The 23,908-nt window shown below is 38.4% G+C and carries 22 protein-coding genes and 1 tRNA gene; 14 read left to right on the forward strand and 9 right to left on the reverse strand.

Annotated features, from left to right (window positions below; translation table 11 throughout):
- The first annotated feature begins 33 nt into the window (after window positions 1-33).
- The gene (locus HMJ38_RS15630) at window positions 34-1,617 is read left to right on the forward strand and encodes a phage tail sheath family protein (RefSeq protein WP_194975352.1); all 1,584 of its coding nucleotides are present in this window, start codon (window positions 34-36) and stop codon (window positions 1,615-1,617) included.
- Window positions 1,618-1,688: 71 nt separating this feature from the next.
- On the forward strand, window positions 1,689-2,141 hold the full coding sequence (locus tag HMJ38_RS15635) for a phage tail protein (RefSeq protein ID WP_194975353.1): 453 nt from the start codon (window positions 1,689-1,691) through the stop codon (window positions 2,139-2,141).
- A 99-nt stretch (window positions 2,142-2,240) separates the two neighbouring features.
- Here the strand turns inward: HMJ38_RS15635 and HMJ38_RS15640 are convergent.
- Window positions 2,241-2,314, reverse strand: a tRNA-Ile gene (locus tag HMJ38_RS15640).
- A gap of 88 nt (window positions 2,315-2,402) precedes the next feature.
- Here HMJ38_RS15640 and HMJ38_RS15645 point away from each other — a divergent pair.
- Together HMJ38_RS15645 and HMJ38_RS15650 are read left to right on the forward strand one after the other, a co-directional pair.
- Window positions 2,403-3,035 carry an HAD family hydrolase gene (locus HMJ38_RS15645; protein ID WP_194975354.1) on the forward strand — a complete coding sequence of 211 codons (633 nt, stop codon included), beginning with the start codon at window positions 2,403-2,405 and terminating at the stop codon, window positions 3,033-3,035.
- Window positions 3,025-4,134, forward strand: a complete 1,110-nt coding sequence (locus tag HMJ38_RS15650) for a site-2 protease family protein (RefSeq protein WP_194975355.1) — start codon at window positions 3,025-3,027, stop codon at window positions 4,132-4,134. The genes HMJ38_RS15645 and HMJ38_RS15650 overlap by 11 nt, the downstream gene beginning before the upstream one ends.
- A gap of 250 nt (window positions 4,135-4,384) precedes the next feature.
- Here HMJ38_RS15650 and mnmA read toward each other — a convergent pair whose 3' ends face one another.
- The 4 genes from mnmA to HMJ38_RS15670 form a co-directional block, all read right to left on the reverse strand.
- Entirely contained in the window at window positions 4,385-5,596 is a 1,212-nt protein-coding gene (gene mnmA, locus HMJ38_RS15655; RefSeq protein WP_194975356.1) for a tRNA 2-thiouridine(34) synthase MnmA, read from the reverse strand.
- 94 nt (window positions 5,597-5,690) lie between these two features.
- The gene (locus HMJ38_RS15660; RefSeq protein ID WP_194975357.1) at window positions 5,691-6,428 is read right to left on the reverse strand and encodes an NYN domain-containing protein; all 738 of its coding nucleotides are present in this window, start codon (window positions 6,426-6,428) and stop codon (window positions 5,691-5,693) included.
- A 33-nt stretch (window positions 6,429-6,461) separates the two neighbouring features.
- Window positions 6,462-6,779: a nucleotidyltransferase domain-containing protein gene (locus HMJ38_RS15665; RefSeq protein ID WP_194975358.1), complete on the reverse strand. Its 318-nt coding sequence runs from the start codon at window positions 6,777-6,779 to the stop codon at window positions 6,462-6,464.
- Window positions 6,758-7,162, reverse strand: coding sequence for a HEPN domain-containing protein (locus HMJ38_RS15670; protein WP_194975359.1), 405 nt, complete (start codon window positions 7,160-7,162; stop codon window positions 6,758-6,760). Before HMJ38_RS15670 ends, HMJ38_RS15665 begins: the two co-directional genes overlap by 22 nt.
- Before the next feature lie 179 nt (window positions 7,163-7,341).
- On the opposite strand from HMJ38_RS15670, the gene HMJ38_RS15675 reads away from it, so the two are divergent.
- From HMJ38_RS15675 to HMJ38_RS15695, 5 genes are all read left to right on the forward strand, one after another.
- Window positions 7,342-8,433 carry a 6-phosphofructokinase gene (locus tag HMJ38_RS15675; protein WP_194975360.1) on the forward strand — a complete coding sequence of 364 codons (1,092 nt, stop codon included), beginning with the start codon at window positions 7,342-7,344 and terminating at the stop codon, window positions 8,431-8,433.
- An 11-nt stretch (window positions 8,434-8,444) separates the two neighbouring features.
- A complete protein-coding gene (locus HMJ38_RS15680; RefSeq protein ID WP_194975361.1) occupies window positions 8,445-8,888 on the forward strand; it encodes a DUF1572 family protein in 444 nt (147 codons plus the stop codon).
- Between the two features lie 139 nt (window positions 8,889-9,027).
- The gene (locus HMJ38_RS15685; protein ID WP_194975362.1) at window positions 9,028-9,597 is read left to right on the forward strand and encodes an NADPH-dependent FMN reductase; all 570 of its coding nucleotides are present in this window, start codon (window positions 9,028-9,030) and stop codon (window positions 9,595-9,597) included.
- Between the two features lie 58 nt (window positions 9,598-9,655).
- A complete protein-coding gene (locus HMJ38_RS15690; protein WP_194975363.1) occupies window positions 9,656-11,080 on the forward strand; it encodes a sulfatase family protein in 1,425 nt (474 codons plus the stop codon).
- 78 nt (window positions 11,081-11,158) lie between these two features.
- The gene (locus HMJ38_RS15695; RefSeq protein WP_194975364.1) at window positions 11,159-14,308 is read left to right on the forward strand and encodes an AsmA family protein; all 3,150 of its coding nucleotides are present in this window, start codon (window positions 11,159-11,161) and stop codon (window positions 14,306-14,308) included.
- 192 nt (window positions 14,309-14,500) lie between these two features.
- On the opposite strand, the gene HMJ38_RS15700 is transcribed toward HMJ38_RS15695, so the two are convergent.
- The 4 genes from HMJ38_RS15700 to HMJ38_RS15715 all read right to left on the reverse strand — a co-directional run bounded on the left by HMJ38_RS15700 (window position 14,501) and on the right by HMJ38_RS15715 (window position 20,945).
- Complete coding sequence (locus tag HMJ38_RS15700) at window positions 14,501-16,837, reverse strand: outer membrane beta-barrel family protein (RefSeq protein WP_194975365.1); 2,337 nt, start codon at window positions 16,835-16,837, stop codon at window positions 14,501-14,503.
- Between the two features lie 70 nt (window positions 16,838-16,907).
- Entirely contained in the window at window positions 16,908-18,161 is a 1,254-nt protein-coding gene (locus HMJ38_RS15705) for a sensor histidine kinase (protein ID WP_194975366.1), read from the reverse strand.
- Complete coding sequence (locus tag HMJ38_RS15710) at window positions 18,158-18,841, reverse strand: response regulator transcription factor (protein WP_194975367.1); 684 nt, start codon at window positions 18,839-18,841, stop codon at window positions 18,158-18,160. Before HMJ38_RS15710 ends, HMJ38_RS15705 begins: the two co-directional genes overlap by 4 nt.
- 247 nt (window positions 18,842-19,088) lie before the next feature.
- The gene (locus HMJ38_RS15715) at window positions 19,089-20,945 is read right to left on the reverse strand and encodes a ChbG/HpnK family deacetylase (protein ID WP_194975368.1); all 1,857 of its coding nucleotides are present in this window, start codon (window positions 20,943-20,945) and stop codon (window positions 19,089-19,091) included.
- Between the two features lie 187 nt (window positions 20,946-21,132).
- On the opposite strand from HMJ38_RS15715, the gene HMJ38_RS15720 reads away from it, so the two are divergent.
- The 5 genes from HMJ38_RS15720 to lgt all read left to right on the forward strand — a co-directional run bounded on the left by HMJ38_RS15720 (window position 21,133) and on the right by lgt (window position 23,898).
- Window positions 21,133-21,684 (forward strand): DUF4256 domain-containing protein, encoded by a 552-nt coding sequence (locus HMJ38_RS15720; protein WP_194975369.1) that lies wholly within the window; start codon window positions 21,133-21,135, stop codon window positions 21,682-21,684.
- A 141-nt stretch (window positions 21,685-21,825) separates the two neighbouring features.
- The gene (locus HMJ38_RS15725; RefSeq protein ID WP_194975370.1) at window positions 21,826-22,191 is read left to right on the forward strand and encodes a DUF2200 domain-containing protein; all 366 of its coding nucleotides are present in this window, start codon (window positions 21,826-21,828) and stop codon (window positions 22,189-22,191) included.
- A gap of 181 nt (window positions 22,192-22,372) precedes the next feature.
- A complete protein-coding gene (locus HMJ38_RS15730) occupies window positions 22,373-22,879 on the forward strand; it encodes an RNA polymerase sigma factor (RefSeq protein ID WP_194975371.1) in 507 nt (168 codons plus the stop codon).
- Window positions 22,866-23,069, forward strand: coding sequence for a hypothetical protein (locus HMJ38_RS15735; protein WP_194975372.1), 204 nt, complete (start codon window positions 22,866-22,868; stop codon window positions 23,067-23,069). The genes HMJ38_RS15730 and HMJ38_RS15735 overlap by 14 nt, the downstream gene beginning before the upstream one ends.
- Entirely contained in the window at window positions 23,050-23,898 is an 849-nt protein-coding gene (gene lgt, locus HMJ38_RS15740) for a prolipoprotein diacylglyceryl transferase (protein WP_317174538.1), read from the forward strand. The genes HMJ38_RS15735 and lgt overlap by 20 nt, the downstream gene beginning before the upstream one ends.
- Window positions 23,899-23,908: the final 10 nt, after the last annotated feature.

Below are 23,908 nucleotides of genomic sequence, written 5' to 3' on the forward strand. Positions count from 1 at the left end.
ACACTTATTCATTTTCAGGTAAACGATACAATAATGACCCATAACTTAAGGAAACCAGGTGTTTACACTGAAAAAAAAAGTGCCTTTCCCGGATCCGTTGTTGAAGTTGCTACTGCTATTCCCGCATTTATCGGGTATACAGAAAAGGCTTCCAGAAACGGAAAATCCTTGGTTAATAAACCGACCAGGATTACATCGTTTGCCGAATATTTGGAACTCTTTGGAGGAGCATTTTCTCCTATTTTCAATCTCACCGACCCACAGGATGGTGACAGGGCCAAAGTGACAATTGGGGATACTGAAAAGTCCATCAAATATGCAGATGACAACAATTTGCTTTTTTACAACAGTATCAGATTGTTCTTTGCCAATGGTGGTGGTACCTGTTATGTCGTTGCTGTAGATACCTACAAAGGAAAGCCATCTTTGAAAATTGATAAAGATCAGCTTTTAGGTCAAAGTAAAGACGCAAACGGGAAGCTTATTGAAGGAGGTTTATTGGCTTTGGTCAAGGAACAGGAACCGACTATGATAGTGATTCCGGAGGCAGTTTTGTTAGGCGAAGATTGTTATGAGGTTTACAAACAGGTATTGGCCCATTGTTACAAAATGCAAAGCAGGGTAGGTATTTTCGACCTCTTTGATGGTTATATGAGTAGGGATGAAGGTGAAGATATCATAACAGTTTTTAGAGAAAAGATCGGTTCTGCCTATTTGAATTATGCTGCTACTTACTATCCTTGGCTTGAAACAAGTGTGGTTCAAAAAGGGGAGGTTACATTTAAAAACATCGATCCCAAATTGAATTTGTCAACTCTTCTGCCCGAAGAAAGAGCTAAATCACTTATAGCATCCTTTCCAAAAACCGACGATGAGTTCAAAGCGGCACTACAGAAAGAGCAGCCTAATCTGACAGATATTGATGATGCGACACTAAAATCTTATATAAAAAACAAAGAAAATAATCATCATTTAGGCTTAGTGGCTACAAGCCCTACCTATTCGACTATCTTGGAGGAAATCAGGGCTATTATGAATTTAATGCCTACTGCACCTGCCATGGCCGGAATCTATACCATGGTAGATAATAGTAGAGGGGTATGGAAATCACCTGCAAATGTTTCCCTGAATTCGGTGGTCAAACCATCAGTTAATATCACCCATGATCAGCAGGAAGATCTAAATGTCAATGCTGTTTCCGGAAAATCCATCAATGCCATCAGGACATTTCCAGGAGTTGGTACATTGGTTTGGGGAGGTAGAACTTTGGACGGCAATAGTTTGGATTGGCGATATGTTAATATCCGAAGAACAATGATCATGTTGGAGCAATCCATCAAATTGGCTCTCCGGCCTTGTGTTTTTGAACCAAATGATGCCAATACCTGGATCACAGTGAAAAGTATGATTGTCAACTTTCTGTTTGAAAAATGGAAGCAGGGTGCATTGGCAGGTTCTTCACCGGAAGATGCATTCGACGTACAGGTAGGTTTGGGAGCGACTATGACAGGATTGGATATCTTGGAAGGCAAGATGTTGGTCTCAGTCAAACTGGCGATTGTTAGACCGGCAGAATTTATCGTGGTTACTTTCGAGCAACAGATGCAAAAATCATAATTGCCGATCGATTTCAAATTCATCTTTCATTTCAAAATTCATATAATCAAAAATTATAAAATATTAAAATTATGGCAGGAGAAGCACAAGACAGCAATTGGCCACTACCCAAGTTTTACTTCAAAGTCAATTTGGGAAGTTCAATTGAGGTTTATTTCCAAGAGGTAAGTGGAGTGGAAGTAAAAGCACAGCCATTAGAATACCAGCATGGCAATAGCCCGGTTTTTTCGGCTATCAATATGCCCGGAACCGTCAAAAACAATACAGTGACTTTAATCAAAGGTGTTTTTGCCAAGGATAACAAATTTTGGGATTGGTATAATAAGATCAAAATGAATACCGTAGAGCGTCAAAATGTATTTATAACGCTTTGTGATGAAGAGGGTAACCCAACTATGGTATGGACTCTTTTAAATGCTTGGCCCACCAAAATTGTATTTTCTGATCTGGAATCTTATACAAATGAGGTAGCTGTGGAGACCATTGAGATTTTCCATGAAGGGCTTATGATTGAGAATGGTTGATTAAAGGGTATTTTGACTTTTTATTTAAGCACTGATTTACAAAATTTTTAAAGCCATTAAGAATGCCATAAAAAAAGCCGTTCATTTCTGAACGGCTTGTGGGCCCACCTGGGCTCGAACCAGGGACTTTCTGATTATGAGTCAGATACTCTAACCAGCTGAGTTATAGGCCCTCTTAAATAAGGCGATTTAATATAATTAGCCTTGCTTTTGGGACTGCAATGTTACATATTTGGTTTTAATTTTACAACCTGATTACAAATGAAAAAATTGCAAAATATTGATTTTTTGATCTTTGATCTCGGCAATGTTATCATTGATATAGATTATGATTTCAGTATCAAGGAGTTGAAAAAAATACTGCCTGTAGACAAACATGATCTTACTTCAGAGTTTTTTCCTTCCGCCTTCCACAAAGATTATGAAAAGGGGATGATAAATTCCGATCAATTTAGAAATGCCGTTAGGGAATTATATCAAGAGGGCTTTTCAAATGATCAGATCGATCATATTTGGAATAGTTTGTTGAGAGATATACCGCAGGAAAGAATAGATCTTATCAGCAAGCTCAACCGTAATTTTGGAACAGCAGTTCTGAGTAATACAAATGAAATCCATATTTTGAAATTCAATGAAATGCTCAAAGATCAAACTTCTGTTGATGGCCTTTCAGGATTATTTGATAGGGTATTTCTAAGCCATGAAATGGGCTTGGCAAAGCCTGATGAAGCGATTTACGAAGCAGTGATCAATGAAATTCAGGTAGAACCCAGTAGAGTTTTATTTTTTGATGACCTTTTGGCGAACCTTGAAGGCGCCAAAAGAGTTGGTTTACAGACTTATCATATTACGCACCCAAAAGCGCTGATTCAATTCTTTGCGGATGTACACTAAAAAAGAATACCTAATTCACGGTTCATTATTTCTGGCTACCATAATTACAGCAACTTTGGCAGGAGGGGAGTGGCTGTTTGGTAAGTCTTTGATTGCAGGGGGTGAAAATGCTTTGACCTTTGAATATTTTCTAAAATCACTTCATTTTTCCATTCCATTTATCGGAATTCTTCTTATCCATGAGCTTGGACATTTGTTTACATCTATCCATCATAAAGTTAGATCCTCACTGCCGTATTTTATTCCGGGATGGCTGGTGATTTCACCTTCTTTGGGAACTTTCGGTGCCATCATCAGGATGAAAAGCTTTGTCAATAGCAGAAAAAAATATTTCGATATTGGCGTTGCAGGACCATTGGCTGGTTTTGTAATTGCTCTTTTTGTCCTGGGATATGGATTTACCCACTTGCCTGATGCTGATTATATTTATCAGATTCATCCTGAATATCTAGACCCTGACTTTCAGGGTCATTCAGAGGAAGAAGGTTATCTCAACCTTGAAATGGGGTATAATCTACTTTTTTATGGCATGGAAAAAATAATCGCGGATCCAGATAAAATGCCCAATATGTCTGAGATCATCCATTATCCATACTTATTTGCAGGATACCTGGCTTTGTTCTTTACCGCCTTGAACCTATTGCCTATTGGCCAATTGGATGGTGGTCATGTGGTCTTTGGATTGTTTCCAAAAAAGCATAAAGAGATCTCTCTGATTTTCTATACTGCTTTTGTATTTTATGCAGGTTTGGGTATACTCAACCCATTTGATGATTTGAATACGTTGATTATCAGTATACCACTTTATATTGGTTTTTTATACATCTGCTACCGTAAAGCAAGTCTGGAAAATCAGACCAAATGGACAATTATTTTACTGTTAGCTGCTACTCAATATACATTGGTATATATATTCCCCAACCTTCAAGGTTATAGCGGTTGGCTCTTATTTGCTTTTTTGCTGGGTAGAGTAATGGGGTTAGAGCATCCGGAGGTCAATGGTTTTAAGGAATTAAACAGCAATAGAAAAATCATTGGCTGGGTGGCCATTGTGATTTTTGTTCTTTGCTTTACCCCGCAGCCTTTTCAGATCAGTTGATTTCAGTAGACAGTCTCAGTTTGCAATAGGCAGTATTCAAGTGAGCAGTTTTCAGTGTCCAGACTTAGTAAGCAGTTTCAGTTTACAGTTTCAGTAGGTATTTTTTGGGTATGAGTGTACTTCCTATTGGGTAATTTGTCAATTCTAAAATCCATGCCAAAAGCTATGAACCTTAAATTTGGGATTCACCTAAATCTAAAATCTAAATTCTAAAATCTACCCTCTAACTTCATCCCTCATCCTTCTACCCTTAAAAAATCACCCCCGAACCAATACTTTCCTCACCCTCATACCATGCCACAAACTGACCTGAGGCAACTCCTTTTTGGGCTTGATCAAATAGGATATAGAGTCCGTTTTCTTTCATGATCAAAGTTGCCCAAGTTAAAGGCTGCCGGTATCTGATTCTTGACTGATACCTTGCAGATTGGCCGACTTGTAGTCTGAGGTCTTCCCTTATCCAGTGAATATCCTTGTTGGGTACAAAGAGTCCATGTCGGTTCAGTCCGGGATGGTCTTCCCCTAATCCTGTGTAAATGACATTCTCTTTCGTATCTGTAGCAATTACAAACAAAGGCTTTCCTGTTCCGCCTACCTGCAAACCTTTTCTTTGTCCCACGGTAAAATAATGGGCACCGTTATGATCGGCGATTTTTTTGCCTTGATCAGCCGTGTACTTGATTGGTAGGCAAAGGTTGTCCAATGTTTCCAAATCAAAGTCTTCAAAAGAAAAACCTGCTGGAATTCTTTTGGAATCATATATGGGCAGCTCTTCAGGAACTACTACAATTGGGCCTTTTTTGGGTTGTAGCTGTTGCTGTAGAAAATCAGGCAACCTTACTTTTCCGATAAAACACAATCCCTGGCTGTCTTTTTTATCGGCAGTGATCAAGTCTTGTTCTTTGGCGATTTTTCTGACCTCTGATTTCTGGAGATGACCTATAGGAAATAATGCTTTTGACAATTGTTCCTGATCCAATTGACAAAGGAAATAGCTTTGGTCTTTGTTGGGATCTGCACCTGCCAAAAGTCTGTAAACTTTTTTACCATTAACCTCGAGCTCACCTTTTTGACAATAGTGACCTGTAGCTACAAAATCTGCTTTGAGTTTTTGGGCGGCTTTGAGAAAAATATCGAATTTGATTTCCCTGTTACATAGAATATCCGGATTGGGCGTCCTTCCTGCCTTGTATTCTGAGAACATATAATCGACGATCCTCTCCCTGTACTCTTCACTGAGGTCTATGGCCTGAAAAGGTATCCCCAGCTTTTCTGCAACCAACATGGCGTCTGTACTGTCTTCCATCCATGGGCATTCATTGGAGATGGTGACAGATTCATCGTGCCAGTTTTTCATAAACATGCCGATGACTTCATAGCCTTGTTCTTTGAGAAGGTAAGCGGCAACTGAAGAATCTACTCCGCCTGATAGTCCTACGACTACCCTTTTATTTTTTTTCATGGTTTTGAAATTGTTCATGGATTCAAGGTCCATGAGGTTTCACATATTTGTCTGAACAAACAGTATTGGCAAAATGGTTCTCAAAAGAAAAAAATCAGGGCTTATTTCTCACATAAATCAATTTAAACCTGCCTTTTTGGTTTTCCCGCTGTTCAATTTCAAAGGCACTGATGGATTTGATCAAAGGGGTAAGTTTTTGGAATCCATAATTCCTTGAGTCAAAGTTGGGCTGTTTTTTCTGCAGCAGATTTCCCACATCCCCTAAAAATGCCCATCCATCATCATCCGCCAAATCCGATATCGTGGAAGCAATTAGCCTGATCACTTTCGGACTGATTTTATCTACTTGAGGTGAGGGGGTCGTTTTATTGTTTTGGTCTGGTGCTTCTTCTTCCGGTTTTTGAAGAATTTCCAGATAAATGAATTTGTCGCAGGCCACAATAAATGGATCGGGAGTTTTCTTTTCTCCCATCCCTATCACCATCATCCCTGCCTCCCGCAGCCTGGTGGCCAATTTTGTAAAATCACTGTCCGAAGAAACGATACAAAAACCATTGACTCTCTCGGAATAAAGTATATCCATAGCATCGATGATCATGGCCGAATCAGTGGCATTTTTTCCTGAGGTGTAGCCGTATTGTTGCATGGGGTTGATGGCATTTTCCAACAAGACATTTTTCCATTTTACCAGTTGAGGCTTGGTCCAATCACCGTAAATACGCTTGATGGTGGGATTGCCATATTTGGCGATTTCTTCCATCATTTCCTTGACCTGTCCGGAAGGGACGTTATCGGCATCGATTAAGACAGCTATTTTAATATCGGTTTGCATTTTTGTTTAAATTTGAAAAGTAATAAGTTGGTTTTATGAAACAGTTATTTTGATTTCTTTCCCGTGCTTCAATATCTCATATACTAGGGGATTAGAAATATTGAAATCAAATTCTCTGAAGGGATGTGGTTCAATTCGGCTGTCAAATTTTCTTCTTAACCTCATTAATTCCAGTTGCATGTCAGGCAAATTGTTGTAATCTTTCAAAACTACTGCTATATCAATATCACTCTCATCGTGAAAATCTCCTTTTGCATAAGACCCAAATAATATAACCTTAACGAGGTCAAATTTTTCATTCAATTCCTCAACATATTTTTGGACGATAATTAGAGCATCTCTTTGATCCATTTTCTTAATTCATTTATTCTATCCATCCAAAGTAACGCATAGTCTTTATTGCAAAGACGATAAAATTCTTTTTTATGGTCATCATATCTTGCATTTAGGTTAAAGGTAGTGATAACATCCAACCAATCCGAATATTCGTCTGACACTGTTACTTCGAGATATTCTGCTAGTCTGTAAAGATTATGAGTAAATGGTGCATGCTTTTCAAATTTCTTTGTAAAAGCCGCCTTTAATAATTTTTCAGTTGAAATATGACCTAAAAACAAAGCCCAATGATATGATTTTGCATCAAATAGGATTTTCATCGTATGAAAATCATCCTCAGAAGATTTTATCCAATGATCAACGACTTTCTTAGCATCAATTTTTTTACTTTCAGTCATTATTAAAGATTTTCAATTTCCTCTTTTATTAACGAATTTAAATAATTTCCTTAAAAATCATTCTGCTATCCTTATATCATCCAATCTTAATAAAATTTCCAATACATTTTGAAACAATAAAGAAGGGCCAGATAAAACTATTTTCGTAAGTTGCGTAGAGAAAAAAATCTTTTAAATCTATGAAAAAACTTTTGATAGCAACCGGTGGGGGAGATTGTCCCGGTTTAAATGCAGTAATCAGAGGAATCTGCAAAAGAGCAAAAAAAACAAAGGAATGGGAAGTGTTTGGCAGTATGGAGGCATTCAATGGGCTTTTTACGGATCCTTTAAGAATAATAAAACTGACCAGCAAAAAAACTGCCGGCATCCATGTGAGGGGAGGAACTATTTTGAAAACCACCAACAAATCTGACCCTTTGCATTATCCTGTTAAGGATGAAAATGGAAATGTGACTTTTGTAGACAAGACCAAAGATTACGTAGACCGAATCAAAGAATTGGGCTTCGATGCAGTAATCAATATCGGAGGAGATGGTTCACAGAAAATATCCAAAGCATTTTTCGACCATGGATTGCCAATCATTGGAGTTCCCAAAACCATCGATAATGACCTTTCGGCTACTGACATGACTTTTGGGTTTCAGACTGCTGTGCAAATTGCGTCCGATAGTTTTGATAAGTTGGTCACTACTGCAGAAAGTCATCACAGGGTAATGATAATGGAAGTGATGGGAAGAGATGCAGGATGGATAGCCTTGCATACAGCCATTGCCGGCGGGGCAGAGATTTGCTTGATTCCTGAGATTCCTTACGATATCAATAAGCTTGTCAAAAAAATAGAATCCCGTTATTTCGAGGGGAGAGGATTTGTAAACATTGTAATTGCGGAAGGAGCAAAGGCTAAAGAAGGAACTATCGTCTCAAGGGAAGGTGACGAAGGTTCCAGACATGTCCGCTTGGGTGGCGTTGCACTTCAACTATCACAACAACTGAAAGATGCGGGCGTACATCCAGAAATCAGAGAGACAATTTTGGGGCATGTACAGCGAGGTGGAACCCCAACTGCATTTGATAGAGTCTTGGCTTCCTTGTTTGGGGTCAAGGCGTTCGAGATGTTACTGGAAGGCGATTTTGGTAAGATGGTAGCCTTCAAAAACAATACGTTTGTATCCGTACCATTGGAAGATGCCACAAAAGAAAATAACGTCGTAGGTAAAGACAGTTTTATTGTAAACGGTGCTAAAGGACTTGGAATAATTTTCGGTGATTAAATGAAGAAAAGATGAAAGATACCCTGATAAATTTGTTTGACCGTGATTTGAATAAATTGAAACACGAATTGAAACGCTACAAGAAAGAAGAAAACATCTGGAAAGTTTCGGGAGATATTCTCAATTCGTCGGGGACACTTACTGTACATCTGATCGGAAATTTGAATTACTACATTGGGTCTGTTATGGGAAATTCAGGATATGTCAGAGACCGGGATGCCGAATTTTCCACTGTTGGTGTTCCGAGAGATTCCTTGTTGGAACAATTGGATGATACCATACAAGTGGTTTCAAATGCCATATTGATGTTTTCAGAGGATAAATTTGACAGCAATTATCCGCATGTGGTTTTTGATGAACCGATGACCTATGAATATTTTATGTTTCATCTTTTCAGCCATTTGAATTACCATCTTGGACAGGTCAATTACCATCGGAGATTATTGGATAATTGATTGACACAATTTTAACTTGTTCCGGAGTTTGTAAGATGATCTTGATAAATCCTATCCGATTTGAACTCGCATATATTGGCTTAGAATGAACAATTAAGCAGTCTAATGATTTTATTGGTATAACCAATTCAACTAAACTATGACTAATATTTTAATAATTTCTGGAAGTCCAAGGGAAGAAAGCGTGTCATTGCGCCTTGCCAAACACCTTTTTGAATCCCTTAAAAACAGAAATGAGATTTCAGTGGATTTGTTGGACATCAGAGCGCTTGACCTCCCTTCTATTCAAGTGGTTTGGAAAAATGAGGAAGTTGTTCCTTCTGAATATTTGCCATTGCTTCAAAAAATGAAAAATGCCGAGGGTTTTATTTTAGTTTCCCCTGAATACAATGGGGGTTATTCTTCTGATCTTAAAAACCTTTTAGATCATTTTCCCAAATCTTTTTACAAACAAAAAGCTTTTGGAATTGTCACAGGTTCATTGGGTTCCTTGGGCGGAATGCGCGCAGCTCAAAAACTTTTACATCTAATCCCGGCACTATTTGGGATTGCTTCTCCATTTATGATGATCACTCCACAAATGGATAAAAAATTCGATGAAGCTGGTAATCTTCTAGATGAAGCTTTTGCAGGTAACATAGAGAAATTCATCTCGGAGTACCTATGGCTATTGAATCGGCTAAAAAGCTACGAAAATCAATTGATCTAAAAGTAATTTTAAAATGAAAATCATTTATTTTGGCAGAATATAATACTATTCCTGATCTATGAGAATTCCTTTAATCCCACTGGTTTTGGTTTTCGCCTATTTGTTTGGCTGTAATGCTTCTGAAGAGAAAGTTGAAAAAAAGCCAAACATTATTGTGATTTTCACAGACGATCAAGGGTATAACGACCTAGGTGTTTTTGGATCTCCGGACATTTTAACACCCAATCTCGATCAGATGGCTGCTGAAGGTATGAAATTCACCAATTTCTACGTGGCCCAGGCCGTCTGCTCGGCTTCCCGGGCTGCTTTGCTGACAGGGACCTATTCCAATAGATTGGGCATTCATGGGGCTTTGGATCATTCCAGCAATCATGGACTTAATCCGAATGAGACAACCATAGCCGAAATGCTCAAACCGCTAGGATACCAAACTGCAATATTTGGGAAATGGCATTTAGGACATCATCCCGAGTTTTTGCCAACCAATCAGGGGTTTGATGAATATTTTGGAATTCCATATTCCAATGATATGTGGCCAAATCATCCAGAAACTAAAAACTACTATCCACCATTGCCATTGTATCAAAATGATAATGTGGTAGACACGGTTTGGACAGATCAAAGCATGTTTACTATTTGGTTTACCGAAAAATCAGTGGACTTTATAAACCGGAATAAAGAAAATCCATTTTTTCTCTATTTGGCCCATCCTATGCCACACGTCCCATTGTTTGTTTCTGAAAAATTTAAGGGTAAATCCGAACGGGGACTTTATGGAGATGTGATCATGGAAATTGATTGGTCAGTGGGAGAGGTGCTCAAAGCGTTGAAAGAAAATGGTTTGGAAGAGAATACTTTGGTGATTTTTCTCTCAGACAATGGACCGTGGCTGTCTTATTCAGGGCATTCCGGGTTAGCATATCCACTCAAGGAAGGTAAAGGTACCTCTTGGGATGGGGGAGTGAAAGTACCCACTATCATGAAATGGAAGGGGAAAATTCCTGAAGGAAAAGTCCAGAAAAATCCTGCCATGAGTATTGATATTTTGCCGACTATCGCTGCTCTTACAGGTGCCCAATTGCCAGCCTTACCCATTGATGGATTGGATATCTCTTCGATGATAATGGAGAGTTCAGCACCCTCACCACAAGAAGCTTATTTTATTTATTATAATCGTAATGAGTTACAGGCGATTGTAATGGGGGATTGGAAACTATATTTACCCCATCGTTATAGGTCTATTGCACCTGATCAGGACTTCAGAGATGATGGTATTCCGATAAAGTATACCATGATCGAATTGGAAGAAATGGAATTGTACCATATTCCTTCTGATGCCTCCGAAGCAAACAATGTGATTGGTGAAAATCCTCAGGTAGTGGATATGTTTTTAAAACTTGCTGAAAAAGCCCGGGCAGATATGGGTGATGCACTTACCGGAAATGAGGGTAAATATCTCAGAGAACCGGGAAGGATTAATTGAATCAAAATTCTTGCTTACTTTGTATTCTAAATTATTTATTTACGTTGAATTTAACGTATTCTATCTTGCATTGCCCTCATGAAAAGTAAAAAAATAAGAGCTTTACTGATTTTGGCGTTTTCAATTTTTGTTGTAATTCCATCTGTAGCGATCATACTTTTATATTCCCAACAGAAGGTACTTACCCAAAAGGCCATTGGAATTTTGAATGAGCAATTTGTTGGGGAATTGTCCGTAAAAGATTCACATATTGCACCATTTACAAATTTCCCGTATGTTTCCATCGATCTGAATGAAATAGTTTTTTTTGAAGGAAAAACAACAGACTCCAAAATTATATATTCGGTAGAGGATTTATACCTAGGCTTCAGTGTTTGGGATATCATTAGAGGTAAATACAAAATCAAAAGTCTCAAAGTCCAAAACGGTAATCTGGATCTCGTCAAAGATGCTGAAGGAAACATCAATCTGTTGATGGCCAAAGGTATTTTAAATGAAAATGAGGAATCTTTAGATGAAGGCGGTATCGATCTCGATTTGTCATCTATCCAACTAAAAAATGTAAAAGTGAAATTTGATGATTTATCAAACTCGACTACAATTGATGTGGATTTGGAGAAAGCTGACGCAATCATCAAGCTTCAGGATGAACATATATATATTGATTTGATTTCTGATTTGATTTTGGGTTATATTGTAGACAGTAAACCAACATTTTTTTCTCAAAAACATTTCAAATTGGACTTGGAATTTGATTATGATCAAAGCACCAATGAATTGTTACTTGCTCCTTCTAGGTTGTATTTGGAAGATGCACTTTTGGGTTTGGAAGGTAAAGCAGACCTGGGAGATGACATCTATCTGGATATAAAGATGAGAGGGGAAAAACCTGATTTTTCACTGCTTGCAGCTTTTTTACCCAAAGAGACTGCAATGCTTCTGAAGAAATATGAAAATGAAGGAGATGTGTTTTTTCAAGGCTCTGTTGAAGGATTTGCAGGAAATGGAAATGTACCAAAGATTGCCGTTGAATTTGGATGTGATAATGCTTATTTCCTCAATACAGGTATCAATAAGAAGGTGGATGATTTAAGATTCACAGGTTTTTTTACAAATGGAAAAGAAAGGAGACTTAAAACCTCAGAATTTCAGTTGTTGAATTTTTATGCCAAACCTGATCAAGGCAAATTTCAGGGGAGGTTGATTGTGCAGGATTTTGAAAACCCAGCTGTCAAAATCAATTTAAATGCAGATTTGGATCTGGAATTCCTGGGTGATTTTTTTGAAGTGGAAGGGCTTCAGGGTATCAGTGGTCAGGTGATTGTGGATATGGATTTTGATGAACTCATTGACTTCGAATCTGGAGTAGGTGGGATCAGCAATGCTAAAAACAGTATCCAAAGCGAGCTGAAAATCATTGATCTTAATGTTTCTTTGCCCGATTATCCACACCAAATAAGATCGGTAAATGCATATGCATTCATGAAAGAGGGAAATTTAAGTTTGGATAATTTGAGTTTTCAGATTGCAGATTCAGATTTTCACCTTTCAGGAACTATGAGCGACTTACCCTCAGTGCTGCACAGAGATTCTAAGCCAATAAAAGCCAAATTGGAAGCAAGCGCTTCCAGAATTGATTTAAATCAATTACTTCCTTCAGACAGCGCTATCAATGAGGTGATCAACGATTTTAAAATCAAACTTGCGTTCGAATCAACAGGGATAAATCTAATGAGTTATGAGTATTTGCCTCATGGGGAGTTTTTTATTGAGGATTTCTATGCCAAGCTGGAGAAATACCCTCATGCCTTCCATGATTTTCATGCAGACATTCTGATTGGGGAAGAAAATATGGAAGTGAAGGATTTTTCGGGAGAGATAGACAAGAGTGATTTTCATTTTTCAGGGAAAGTCCTGAATTATCCAAAATGGTTTCAGGAAAACCCAAAAGGGGACAGCAGGTTTGAAATTGATTTGGTATCCAATCATTTGAATATCAGTGATCTCCTAAAATACAATGGGGTGAGCTACCTACCTGAAGATTATCAAAAAGAAGAAATAGATGGTTTGAATTTGAAGGGTAGTCTGGATCTTCATTATAATGACGGATTCGAGTCTGCCGATTTTTATTTGACTGACCTAGATGGGAAATTCAAGGTTCATCCCTTAAAATTAGAAGATTTTGGTGGGAGAATACATTATGAACTTGATTTCCTGACTGTCACTGATTTCGGAGGAAAGATGGGGGCCTCTGATTTTAAAGTAAGTATGGGATATCAGCTTGGTGAACCGGATTCATTAAAAAATAAAAGGAATTTTTTCTATTTAAAATCACTTGCCTTGGACTTGGATGCATTGATGGGCTTTGAAAGCATAGATGTGGACACCAATCATCAGGAGGCATTTAATGTATTCGAACTTCCTTTCTCAGAAATGGACTTCAAAGCTGAAATCGGAAAAATGAATTACCATACTTTTTGGTTGGAAAATGTCTCTGCTTCTGCACGTACTACAACCGATCATTACATTTATTTGGATACACTTGGTTTAAGAGCAGCAGATGGCACCTTGGGAGTAAAGGGCTATTTCAATGGATCTGACCCTGAGCATATTTATTTTTATAGTACGATGGAAGCCTCAAAGCTAGATCTGGACAAACTTTTGATCAAGTTTGAGAATTTTGGGCAGGATTATCTGATCAATGAAAATCTTCATGGTAAAGTAAGCGGCACCATTACCAGTAAGTTTTTAGTATATCCTGATCTCACTCCGATAATAGAAAAATCAGAGGCAAAAATGGATCTCACGATTTATCAAGGTAGTATTGTCAATTTTGCGCCCTTGAGTGCGATGTCGAGTTATTTTTCAGATCGTAACCTCAGCAATGTGAAATTTGATACCCTGAGCAATACCTTTGATCTGAAAGATGGTATACTGAATATTCCCAGTATGAACATTAATTCGAGTTTGGGATTTATTGAGCTATCGGGTAAGCAGAGCTTGGATTTGAATATGGATTATTTTATCAGAATCCCATTGGGCATGGTGACTTCAGTAGGTTTTAAATCTCTCTTTGGAGGCAAAAACAAAAATGAAGTAGATCCTGATCAGGAAGATGCGATCGTGTACAGGGATGAGGATAAAAAGGTCCGATTTGTCAATGTGAATATGAAAGGTACACCAGATGATTATAAGATCAGTCTTGGAAGAGACAGGAAGTCGAATTAAGGATTGCACCAAAAAGTATCAGAATATTGACCCAATGTAAATCCAGCTGCATAGATGGAAAACTAGTATTTCACAATGAAAAATACCAAACCTCTTGGAGGATTCGGATCAAAACTAGCTGTCCTTATTGATTAACATCATGAGTTGATAAATCCAAAACCTGTTGTAAGGAGTGGAATGATCACTTATCAATTAAAAATTAAACCTTGCCGACAAAAGGACTATTCTTGTTTCCTGTTTGGAATAAAAATCCTGGGAAAAAGAATTGGTCTCTGCAAATCCTGCAAATCTCCTTGTATCAAATATATCCCTGACACTTAAAGCCAGGCTACCTTTTTTATTGAAGAGACTTTTTTGAAGGGTGGCATCTATAAAATATTGTGCCAAATCACGACCTTGGGCCTCTATTTCGGGGGATTCATAATTTCCCGCTATTTGGAAATTTAGCCCATAAGGCAATTTGAAATCCTGCGTAAATTTGACATTCCAAGCAAATCCTGAATTGGTAAACTCTTCGCTGATGTTGGATCCATCAACTGATATTCTGAATAGGGTTAAGCCACCATTGATGGAATACCAATCACTAACCTCACTTGTTCCTATCAATTCCAAACCATAAGATTGGGCTGACAAAAGATTTTCCGGTTGTGTATAGGATATTCCATCTTCCACTATGGTGATAAAATCAAGTTGTCCGTTGACTTTACGATAGAAAAGGTTTGAGGTCAAACTTGTCTTTTCAAACGTTGCCATATGACCTACTTCAAATGAATTGATCATCTCAGGCTGTAAATTCGGATTACCCCTGCGGACATTTAGGCTATCTGTAATGTCCGGAAAGGGATTAAGCCTCCATGCTCTTGGCCTGTCAATCCTTCTGCTGTAGGTGAACTTAAGCGAATGCTTTTCGCTCACATTGTACATCCCTTGCACGCTCGGGAATAGGTTGAAATAGTTCTGCTTATTTCTATCTCCGGTATTTTGGAGGTAGGTGTCCACCAAAGTCATCTCTCCTCTCAATCCAACTGCATACTCAAATTTTGGTTTTGCGACTGATATCAATGCATATCCTGCGTGAATCTGATCTTTGTATATAAATCTGTTGCTGATTTGCTCATCTTCCACAAATCCATTTTCCTGTTCATTAAACCTAAAATACTGGTAATCGTTGTCGAATTTTCTGATGATAGATTTTACACCGGTTTCAAACTTCCCGAATTCCAAAGGCTTGATATAATCTGCCTGCAAAACAGAGATATTTCTGATCTCATCAATATAGGCAAGTTCCTGCCCAGTCCTGTTTTCCGGAATAGGATCTAAGGTATTGTTAAAAATATCTATTTCCTGTGTTTTAAATTGGTTTCTAAAAGAATGGCTGGCTGTGGCTCTGAATAAATGGCCTTTGTCTTTGAAGTTGTGTTCAAAAATCAAGGCATTGTCAAGTCCTGTATCTGTTTCGCTTTCCTGGTTTCTTCTGACATAATCAAAAGCTTCCGGTTCATTACCTCCTCTTTCCAGTTCCGCAAAAAGGGTATTGATTTGCCTATCCAAGCTGGATTGGTAAACTCCTTCATAGCTAAGTACATTGTTCCCAAAGTAATAGTCTGCACCATAGGTCAAATTATGCCCGACGTTTCGACTGGAACTTTCTGTATTTTGTTGTAAAGTTTCATCGTTTTCAAAAAGGTTACGGGTAGAACTACGATTACCTACATTTTTCCAATCCCGGAAATTATAACCCACAAAGGTGTTAAGCCTTGCACTTCTATGGTTCATTCTTGCACCAAGGTTGGTCCTGTTTCTGGTGCCATAAGTAGCTTCCAATCCACCATGTGTGCCAAGATCTTGTCCTTTTTTCAGCACAATATCAATGACACCACCCTCCGCCTCCGCATCATATCGGGCATTGGGATTATTGATGATTTTGATTTCCTCAACTGCACTTGCAGGGAGTTGATCAAGATTTTGAGTCAAAGAGGAGTTACGGCCATTGATTAAAATGTTTGTGCCGCTGCTTCCCCTCAAAGAAATGGAACCGTCTTCCGAAACAATGATCGATGGGGTATTTCTCAATATATCCAATAAAGTTCCGCCTACGTTGGCCAAATTATTCTCAGGTGTAATGGTAATACCTTCCATGCTGGTCCGGAAAGGCAATTTGGAAGTCTGAACCACAACCTCCTCAAGATTTTGGCTATCGCCTTCCAATGTGATATCACCTAAATCAATTGGTCCATTGATTTCAATTTCTTCAAGAACAAAGTCTTTGTAACCCAAAAAGAAAGCTTTGAAAGTATATTTCCCTTTTGGAGCCTCCAGAGAAAAAAGGCCATCGTCATCTGAATCAGAAAAACTGACAGGTCTTGTTTGATCCTGCAACGAAAAAAGTGCAACTTGAACAAAACCCAGAGGTTTCTTTGTGTCTGAATCCTGAATAGTGCCATTTACCGAATAAGATTGAGCGAATATGTCGGATATCCCTAGGGTGATCAGAAAAATAACGGTAAGAAAATACTTTAAACTTTTCATTGAATTAGACTCGGTTTGATTGTTTACATTACAAAAATACCCTTACAATCTGATTCAATTTTGAAGTTGGCTATTTGAAATCAATTGTTGTGGTATGGATACTTACATCTGTAGCATAACCAAAACTGAATTGATATGTTTTACATATTTGATTAACAATAGCTAAACCCAAGCCAACTGATTCCGGTTTGTCACTTTCTTTTTTAAACCTTTCGATCAATTCACTGGGATTATTTTGCAGTGAAGACCCTGAATTCTTGATTATCATTTGCTGAGAATCAAGGTGAATTTTTATCCAACCTCCTTTATAGTTGTGTTTAATGGCGTTTCCCAATAAATTATTGATCATGATTTCGGCTATAAAGGGATGCATTTTCACCAAGACTTGTGGTTTAATTTCAGTTTGAAGCTTCAATTCACTCAAAGTGATAAGTTCAGATAGTAATTCGATGTTTTTGATAAGGATTTTTGATAAGTCAATTTCGGATGGTGGCTCAAATTCTTCATTTTCAAGTTTGGCCAATAAACTCAAAGACCTGACAATCTGATGGATCCTTTCATTGTTTTGATAGGCAGAATAAATCAGATGTGCCTGTTCTTCCGTCATCTCCAAATTCATCAGATTTTCCAATTTTCCACTTACCACGGCAGCTGGAGTTTGTATTTCATGGGAAATGTTTTCTGAAAATTCCTTGATCTGCCTATAATCCTTGAGCAGTTTTTGAGTCATCCTTTCCAAAAATTCATTGAGGTGATTGAACTCTGATACTTTGCTTTCCTGAAAACGCAAGGGTTTGTTTGTTTGAAAATTGAATTGCTGAATTTCTTGTAAAGTATGCTGGAATGGCCTCAAAATCCAGTTGGAAATTCCACGGAAAAATAAACCCAAAAATACCAGTTGGATAAAAAAGACCACCAACATGGTATACACCACGGTTTCGGTAATATCCTCCGCTTCAACCACGAGATTGTAATAAGAAATTCTGTAATGCTTGTTTTCTATTTTGAATGACCTGCTCGCTTTCAATTGTTTTTCTTCCCTGCTCAACGGATCGTGATAGGCTATCGTGTCCCGGATACTCAGATTCTCTTCTTCAAGTTGAAATGGCAATTCATTGATTTCCAATCTTTCATTGACCAAGGCTTCAGGTGGGATTCCCTGTCGGATTCTTTCTGCATAGGCTTCTATTTGCCTGTCCAACTCCATTCCTAACTCAAAATCAATTTCTGCCCCCAGTTTCCTATAAATGAAAAAACCTCCAATCAGCAGTGCCAACATAATGATGATCAAATAGACGGAGGTAAGTAGGTTTAGAAGTTTCATGATTGGGGTTCTCCAAATTTATATCCTATGCCATATACGGTAGTGAGGTAATCGTTTCCACCAGCCTCTGCTATTTTCTTTCGTAGGTTTTTGATATGCTGATAGATAAAATCAAAACTTGGGAGATTATCGGTGTAATCCCCCCATAAATGCTGGGCAATGGCATTTTTTCCCAAAACCCTGTTTTTGTTGGTGATCAAAAACACCAATAGATCAAATTCTTTTTTTGTCAGGTCCAATGGTTTTCCATGGACTTTGGCTTGTAGATTTTGAAGCTGTATCGCTATTTCATTGAAGTTTACCTCATCAGAACCACTCAGTTTGGATCTTCGATAAATGGCCTTTAGCCTGGCCAAGAGTTCAGACAAATGAAATGGTTTGGGTAAATAATCGTCTGCCCCAAGGTCCAATCCATTGATTTTGTCATCCAAAGAATTTTTGGCAGAAATGATCAAAACATTGGGCCTGACCTTCAATTTTTTTAAAATTTCCAAAAAACTCAGACCATTGCCATCAGGTAACATCAAGTCCAACAGGACACAATCATATTCAAAAGAAAGGATTTTATCCTGTGCATCAAAAAGGTTTCCTGCCACCTCACAGATAATCCCCTCATGGGAAAGGTATTGAATGATGTTTTGGGTCAATTCCTGGTTATCTTCTATCAATAATATCTTCATTGGCAAAATCGCTATGCAATTGTATCAAACCTATTTGAATTAATATTCGGCTAAAAATCTGAAGGAAATCTGAAGTGGTAGATGCTTCTCGAGATTTGCAATCTCGAGAACAGATAAATCGGAATTTGTAATTCCGATCGTTTATTCAGTAAGTAACATCGGGATCACAAAACCCAATATGGAGTTGGGATTACAAATCCCATTTATCTGGATTCGGCATTTCAAATACCGAATAGCAGGATATTTCCTAGTCCTTAAAGGCGGGAAGCAAATGTTCCCAAATCAGATTGAGTTCTGACTGCATATTTGGAATATTGGCGGTGGTTACGATTACTGCATTCTTTTCTGGAAGAATCAGAATAAACTGTCCATTCAGCCCGTCTGCCCGATAAGAGTTGTGACGGCTTCGCCAAAGCTGATAACCATAACCCTGCATCCAATCAGAATCCGTGGTAGTAACTTTCAGATTTTCTTTTTTTACTCCTGCTGGCAAGGACTGAACCTGAGCAATTGTGGCCTCATCAAACCAGGACTCTGGAAGTAGCTGTTTGCCGTTCCATTGTCCTTTTTGCAAATAAAACAGTCCCAATTTGGCCATATCCTCAGTTTTTACTTTGAGGCCCCAACCACCGATTTGGATTCCTTGAGGACTTTCATCCCAAGTAGCGCCCACGATGCCCAATGGTCTGAATAGCCTTGGCTGTAAATAGTCCATAATCTGCTTTCCTGTTACTTTTGTGATGATTGCTGAAAGCATATAAGTAGCCAAACTGTTGTAAACAAACTGATTACCCGGCTCGTGTTCCATAGGAAAAGCCAAAAATCCTTCCACCCAATCAAGATCTTTACTTTTTTCTCTCAATGCACCTGTAGGATCCACATCGTGCCCCACAGTCATGGTCAGTAAATGCCTGATTTCAAGTGCCTGAAGATTCGGGCTGATTTCTTTGGGGAGTTTGTCAGGAAAGAAAGAAATAACTTTATCTGATAGATTCATAACACCTTCCTGTAAGGCAAAGCCGACAGCAGTTGACGTGAAGGTCTTGCTGACGGAATACATGACATGGGTCTTGTTTGCGGCATTTTCCCCAAACCATTGCTCATAGACCACTTTTCCGTTTCTAAGAATCATCAGGCTGTGCAGGTCTTGTTCCTCTGATTTTACTGCTTGAAGGTATTCTGAAATGGCTTGGGCATTGATTTTCTCTTTTTCAGGATCACTTCGGGGTAAGGCTTTGGTTAAAGTAATGAAATTGATCAGTTCAATTCCATTTTTGGAAACCGATTCCTTTACATTTTCACTTGTCCAAGTATCCGTGACTCCCTGTCTGTCCATTGCCACATCTTCATAACCTATATGGCCAACCCCTTGCATTTCTACATTGTCATAGGAAGGGTGGTCAACAAACATGTAGGATTTTCCGGCTTCAAGTTTTTCCAACATCCTGATAAAAGAAGCCTCCTTTTCAGCTGAAGTTGCTTTTGGTCCATCGTAGCTTACTCCTGATAGCCCCAATTGCTGATTGAGCTCCCGACTCATTACCGGAAGGTCATATTCCTTAGACAATTTGGAAACCATTTTGGTGACGTCAGGATGAAATCCCGTAGATCCCATATGGCCTGAAAGGTGGCTGATTTGGGGCACATGCTTCAAAGCAAAATCTATCTGTGCCCGGAATTCCTGTTCAATTTCTTCCAATTTCCATTGATTCTGGGTAATTGCCAGTCCGGGATAATTTTTATTCGAACCCATCATCGGTAAAAAATAACCATCAGCGTCCATAAGACTGGGGCAATTGGTCAAGGGCCGCCATTTGATACCGTCCCATTCACTGGTGATGACCAAATGTAGCCCCACATCAATTCCGGTATTTTTCTTTAGCATTTGAGCAGCTTCTGGAAACCAGGGTGTCACCACCATCAACTCAATGGAAGTTTCTACTCCGTTGACGAAGGTTTCTATACTGGCCAAATTGGCGGAACGGGAAGAACCCATATCATCGCCCCTTACAATCAATCTTGGTCCCGAAGTTTGCTGACCATAAGCAAAAAGGGAAATCAGGGTTAATAATAGAAGTGAAGTGGATTTTTTGATATTGTGCATAGTTGGTCTTTTTGGGAGGATGTAAAATAGCAAATTTCAGTAAGGGTTTTGTCTGTTTTTTGGATATGTTTTATAATTCTAATGATAGCATCTGTATTTTTAACAAACGAATGAAATACATAAATTAAATCTTATTGGCATTATCTGAATATAAATCCTACGACCCAACTAATATAAAAGCTTGCCTATGAAACTTTTCGAAGAACAAACCGAAAAATTGATCAATACTATAAAAGTCCGATTTCAGGAAAATTCAATCCGTCATCAAGGAATTGAATGGGTTGAAGTAGAGGCAAAGCTTAGGGCCAATGCCAATAAACTATGGTCTTTGAATGAAATGGAAATCACAGAAGGAGAACCCGATGTGGTCGGAAAAGATGAGAAGACAGGAGAGATTGTTTTTGTGGATTGTGCTACGGAAAGTCCTAAAGGCCGTAGAAGTGTATGCTATGACCAGGATGCTCTGGAATCCAGGAAAGCATACAAACCCAAAAACAGTGCATTGGGTATGGCATTAGAAATGGGTATAAAGATTTTGAATGAGGAAGAGTTAAGAGATTTGCAGGGATTGGGTAATTTTGATACGAAGACTTCAAGTTGGGTTGAAACCCCGCCTGAGATCAGAAAGCTTGGAGGAGCCATTTTCGGGGATTGGCGATTTGGTCGGGTCTTCATTTATCACAATGGTGCTGAATCATATTATGGTGCTAGAGGATTTAGAGGTATGTTGAAGGTTTGAGATGGCTTAATCCTTCTGACGGTCAAAAGGTTTTTCAGATTCACCTTTTACCAAAATCAATAAATTTTTAAATGGATAACGTAAAGGATAAAAAAAGTAAAGATCAATGATTAAATCTTAAAAAAAACCACAATACAAGATATGAAAGCAAGCGAAACACACCATGAGCGAATGGCAAATATGACCTTTGGTTCGGTATATCCACATTACGTTACCAAAATCGAGAAAAAAGGCAGAACAAAAGAAGAATTGCACCAAGTCATAGAATGGCTGACAGGTTTCGATAAAGTAAAAGTTCAAAGCCTTATCGACCAACAGGCAACCTTTGAATCGTTTTTCCAACAGGCTAAATTGAACCAAAATGCACACCTGATCACAGGGATGATATGTGGTTACCGAATAGAGGACATCGACAACGCATTAACACAGAAAGTCAGGTACCTGGATAAGTTGGTCGATGAACTTGCGAAGGGAAAGAAAATGGAGAAAATATTGCGGGAAGGGTAGGGGCAAATCTCGCCATCACCGCCCAAGTAGCAATCAGAACCCATCTTAGGTCCTCCTAACTTCCAACAATTTCTATAAAAAGCATTCTAAACTCCCATATAGGCGGATCCTTAATATTTTTTTCCGTAACTGTGATAAAATCGAAATCTTTTCGACTAATGGTGTATACAACATAATCTACATGGGACCAGATTCTAAAATTTTGTTTGTTGCATTGATCCGACAAAACCAAGGAATTGTCAATAGCCTTTGTCGGCTCTATGCCAATTCCAATGAAGAAATGAAGGATTACAGGCAGGATGTCCTTCTTTCACTTTGGAAAGCCTTTCCCAATTTCAAAGAGGAATCAAAAATCAGCACATGGATATATAGGGTTGCCCTCAATACGTTGATATCCATCCTCCGGAAAAAGAATCAAGGTATTCTGACTGAACCACTTTCAGAAGCTTTTGAGAAAAACCATTTTCAAAATATAGGTTCAGATGACGACCTTTTGGTACTGCAGCAGGCAATTGGTTTTCTCAAACCCATGGACAAAGCAGTGGTAATCTTGTATCTGGAAGGGTACGACAATAGAGAGATATCCAAGATGCTATCCATTTCGGAAACCAACGTCAGCACAAAAATGAACAGGATTAAAATCCAACTTAAAAAAACCGTAAAATCCCTACAAAATGAACCTCAATAGATTAAAACCCTCATGGGATCAATTCAAGGTAATTAATGGATTGATGGATATTGAGGAATCAGAAATCCTTACCAGTATCGAAGCTGAATCCAAAAACAATCCACTAAAATTCATTTCCAAAAGGATTGTCCTAAATGCTTTTGCTTATTCATTATTAATTCTGGCATTAGGTGGAGGATGTTCTATTTAAGTTTGGCCTGATTCCACTTTATATCAACTGGTCCCATGATGGCAGCATTATAGACTTGGGATTTTATGAATTGAGGATCTATTCTTTGTTGTTTGGATTGGGTTTTGTTTTTGGTTTTATCCTGTTGAAAAGACATTTCAGAAACGCATCATTGCCGGAAGAAAAACTGGACAACTTGCTTGTTTTCATAGGAATAGGCACTGTAATAGGCGCACGGCTTGGTCATTGTTTTTTTTATGAGTTTGACTATTATTTCCAAAATCCATTGGAGATACTGTTACCTTTCCGCTTTTATCCTGAATTTGAGGTTACCGGTTTTCAGGGTTTGGCCAGTCATGGGGGTGCTATCGGGATTTTGGTCGCAGTATTCTTTTATTCAAAGAGTCAAGAAATTAATATCTATTGGGTTTTTGATAAACTAGCCTTGGCAGTGCCATTGGGATGTGGTTTTATTAGGCTGGGAAATCTATTCAATTCAGAGATGATTGGCCATCCCACAACAGTCCCATGGGCATTTATATTCCATTGGATTGATGCTATACCCCGACATCCGGGACAGCTTTACGAAGCATTGGCGTATTTTGCCATTTTCATTTTTTTGAACTTATTTTCAAACAAAATCAAAAAGGAAAACGGTTACCTATTCGGGCTTTTTTTGGTCCTGTTATTTTCTGCCAGGTTTCTTCTTGAATTTTTTAAAATCGACCAAGTTGGTTTTGAAGCAGGGATGATTTTGAATATGGGGCAGATCCTGAGTTTACCATTTATTTTTGCAGGTATTTTTTTAATGAGAAAGAAAAACCATGACCTGGAAAAACTTTCCTTCTAATAAATCCACC

Origin of the sequence: Aquiflexum lacus, assembly GCF_015476655.1 — a bacterium.
GTDB lineage: Bacteria > Bacteroidota > Bacteroidia > Cytophagales > Cyclobacteriaceae > Aquiflexum > Aquiflexum lacus.

Coding starts and splice junctions, on each gene's coding strand:
- HMJ38_RS15715 (WP_194975368.1), bottom strand. CDS start 20,945: ATGCACAATATCAAAAAATCCACTTCACTTCTATTATTAACCCTGATT.
- HMJ38_RS15685 (WP_194975362.1), top strand. CDS start 9,028: ATGACTAATATTTTAATAATTTCTGGAAGTCCAAGGGAAGAAAGCGTG.
- HMJ38_RS15630 (WP_194975352.1), top strand. CDS start 34: ATGACCCATAACTTAAGGAAACCAGGTGTTTACACTGAAAAAAAAAGT.
- HMJ38_RS15670 (WP_194975359.1), bottom strand. CDS start 7,162: ATGACTGAAAGTAAAAAAATTGATGCTAAGAAAGTCGTTGATCATTGG.
- HMJ38_RS15650 (WP_194975355.1), top strand. CDS start 3,025: ATGTACACTAAAAAAGAATACCTAATTCACGGTTCATTATTTCTGGCT.
- HMJ38_RS15735 (WP_194975372.1), top strand. CDS start 22,866: ATGAACCTCAATAGATTAAAACCCTCATGGGATCAATTCAAGGTAATT.
- HMJ38_RS15635 (WP_194975353.1), top strand. CDS start 1,689: ATGGCAGGAGAAGCACAAGACAGCAATTGGCCACTACCCAAGTTTTAC.
- HMJ38_RS15660 (WP_194975357.1), bottom strand. CDS start 6,428: ATGCAAACCGATATTAAAATAGCTGTCTTAATCGATGCCGATAACGTC.
- HMJ38_RS15725 (WP_194975370.1), top strand. CDS start 21,826: ATGAAAGCAAGCGAAACACACCATGAGCGAATGGCAAATATGACCTTT.
- HMJ38_RS15730 (WP_194975371.1), top strand. CDS start 22,373: ATGGGACCAGATTCTAAAATTTTGTTTGTTGCATTGATCCGACAAAAC.
- HMJ38_RS15645 (WP_194975354.1), top strand. CDS start 2,403: ATGAAAAAATTGCAAAATATTGATTTTTTGATCTTTGATCTCGGCAAT.
- mnmA (WP_194975356.1), bottom strand. CDS start 5,596: ATGAAAAAAAATAAAAGGGTAGTCGTAGGACTATCAGGCGGAGTAGAT.
- HMJ38_RS15720 (WP_194975369.1), top strand. CDS start 21,133: ATGAAACTTTTCGAAGAACAAACCGAAAAATTGATCAATACTATAAAA.
- HMJ38_RS15700 (WP_194975365.1), bottom strand. CDS start 16,837: ATGAAAAGTTTAAAGTATTTTCTTACCGTTATTTTTCTGATCACCCTA.
- HMJ38_RS15680 (WP_194975361.1), top strand. CDS start 8,445: ATGAAAGATACCCTGATAAATTTGTTTGACCGTGATTTGAATAAATTG.
- HMJ38_RS15675 (WP_194975360.1), top strand. CDS start 7,342: ATGAAAAAACTTTTGATAGCAACCGGTGGGGGAGATTGTCCCGGTTTA.
- HMJ38_RS15690 (WP_194975363.1), top strand. CDS start 9,656: ATGAGAATTCCTTTAATCCCACTGGTTTTGGTTTTCGCCTATTTGTTT.
- HMJ38_RS15705 (WP_194975366.1), bottom strand. CDS start 18,161: ATGAAACTTCTAAACCTACTTACCTCCGTCTATTTGATCATCATTATG.
- HMJ38_RS15665 (WP_194975358.1), bottom strand. CDS start 6,779: ATGGATCAAAGAGATGCTCTAATTATCGTCCAAAAATATGTTGAGGAA.
- HMJ38_RS15710 (WP_194975367.1), bottom strand. CDS start 18,841: ATGAAGATATTATTGATAGAAGATAACCAGGAATTGACCCAAAACATC.
- HMJ38_RS15695 (WP_194975364.1), top strand. CDS start 11,159: ATGAAAAGTAAAAAAATAAGAGCTTTACTGATTTTGGCGTTTTCAATT.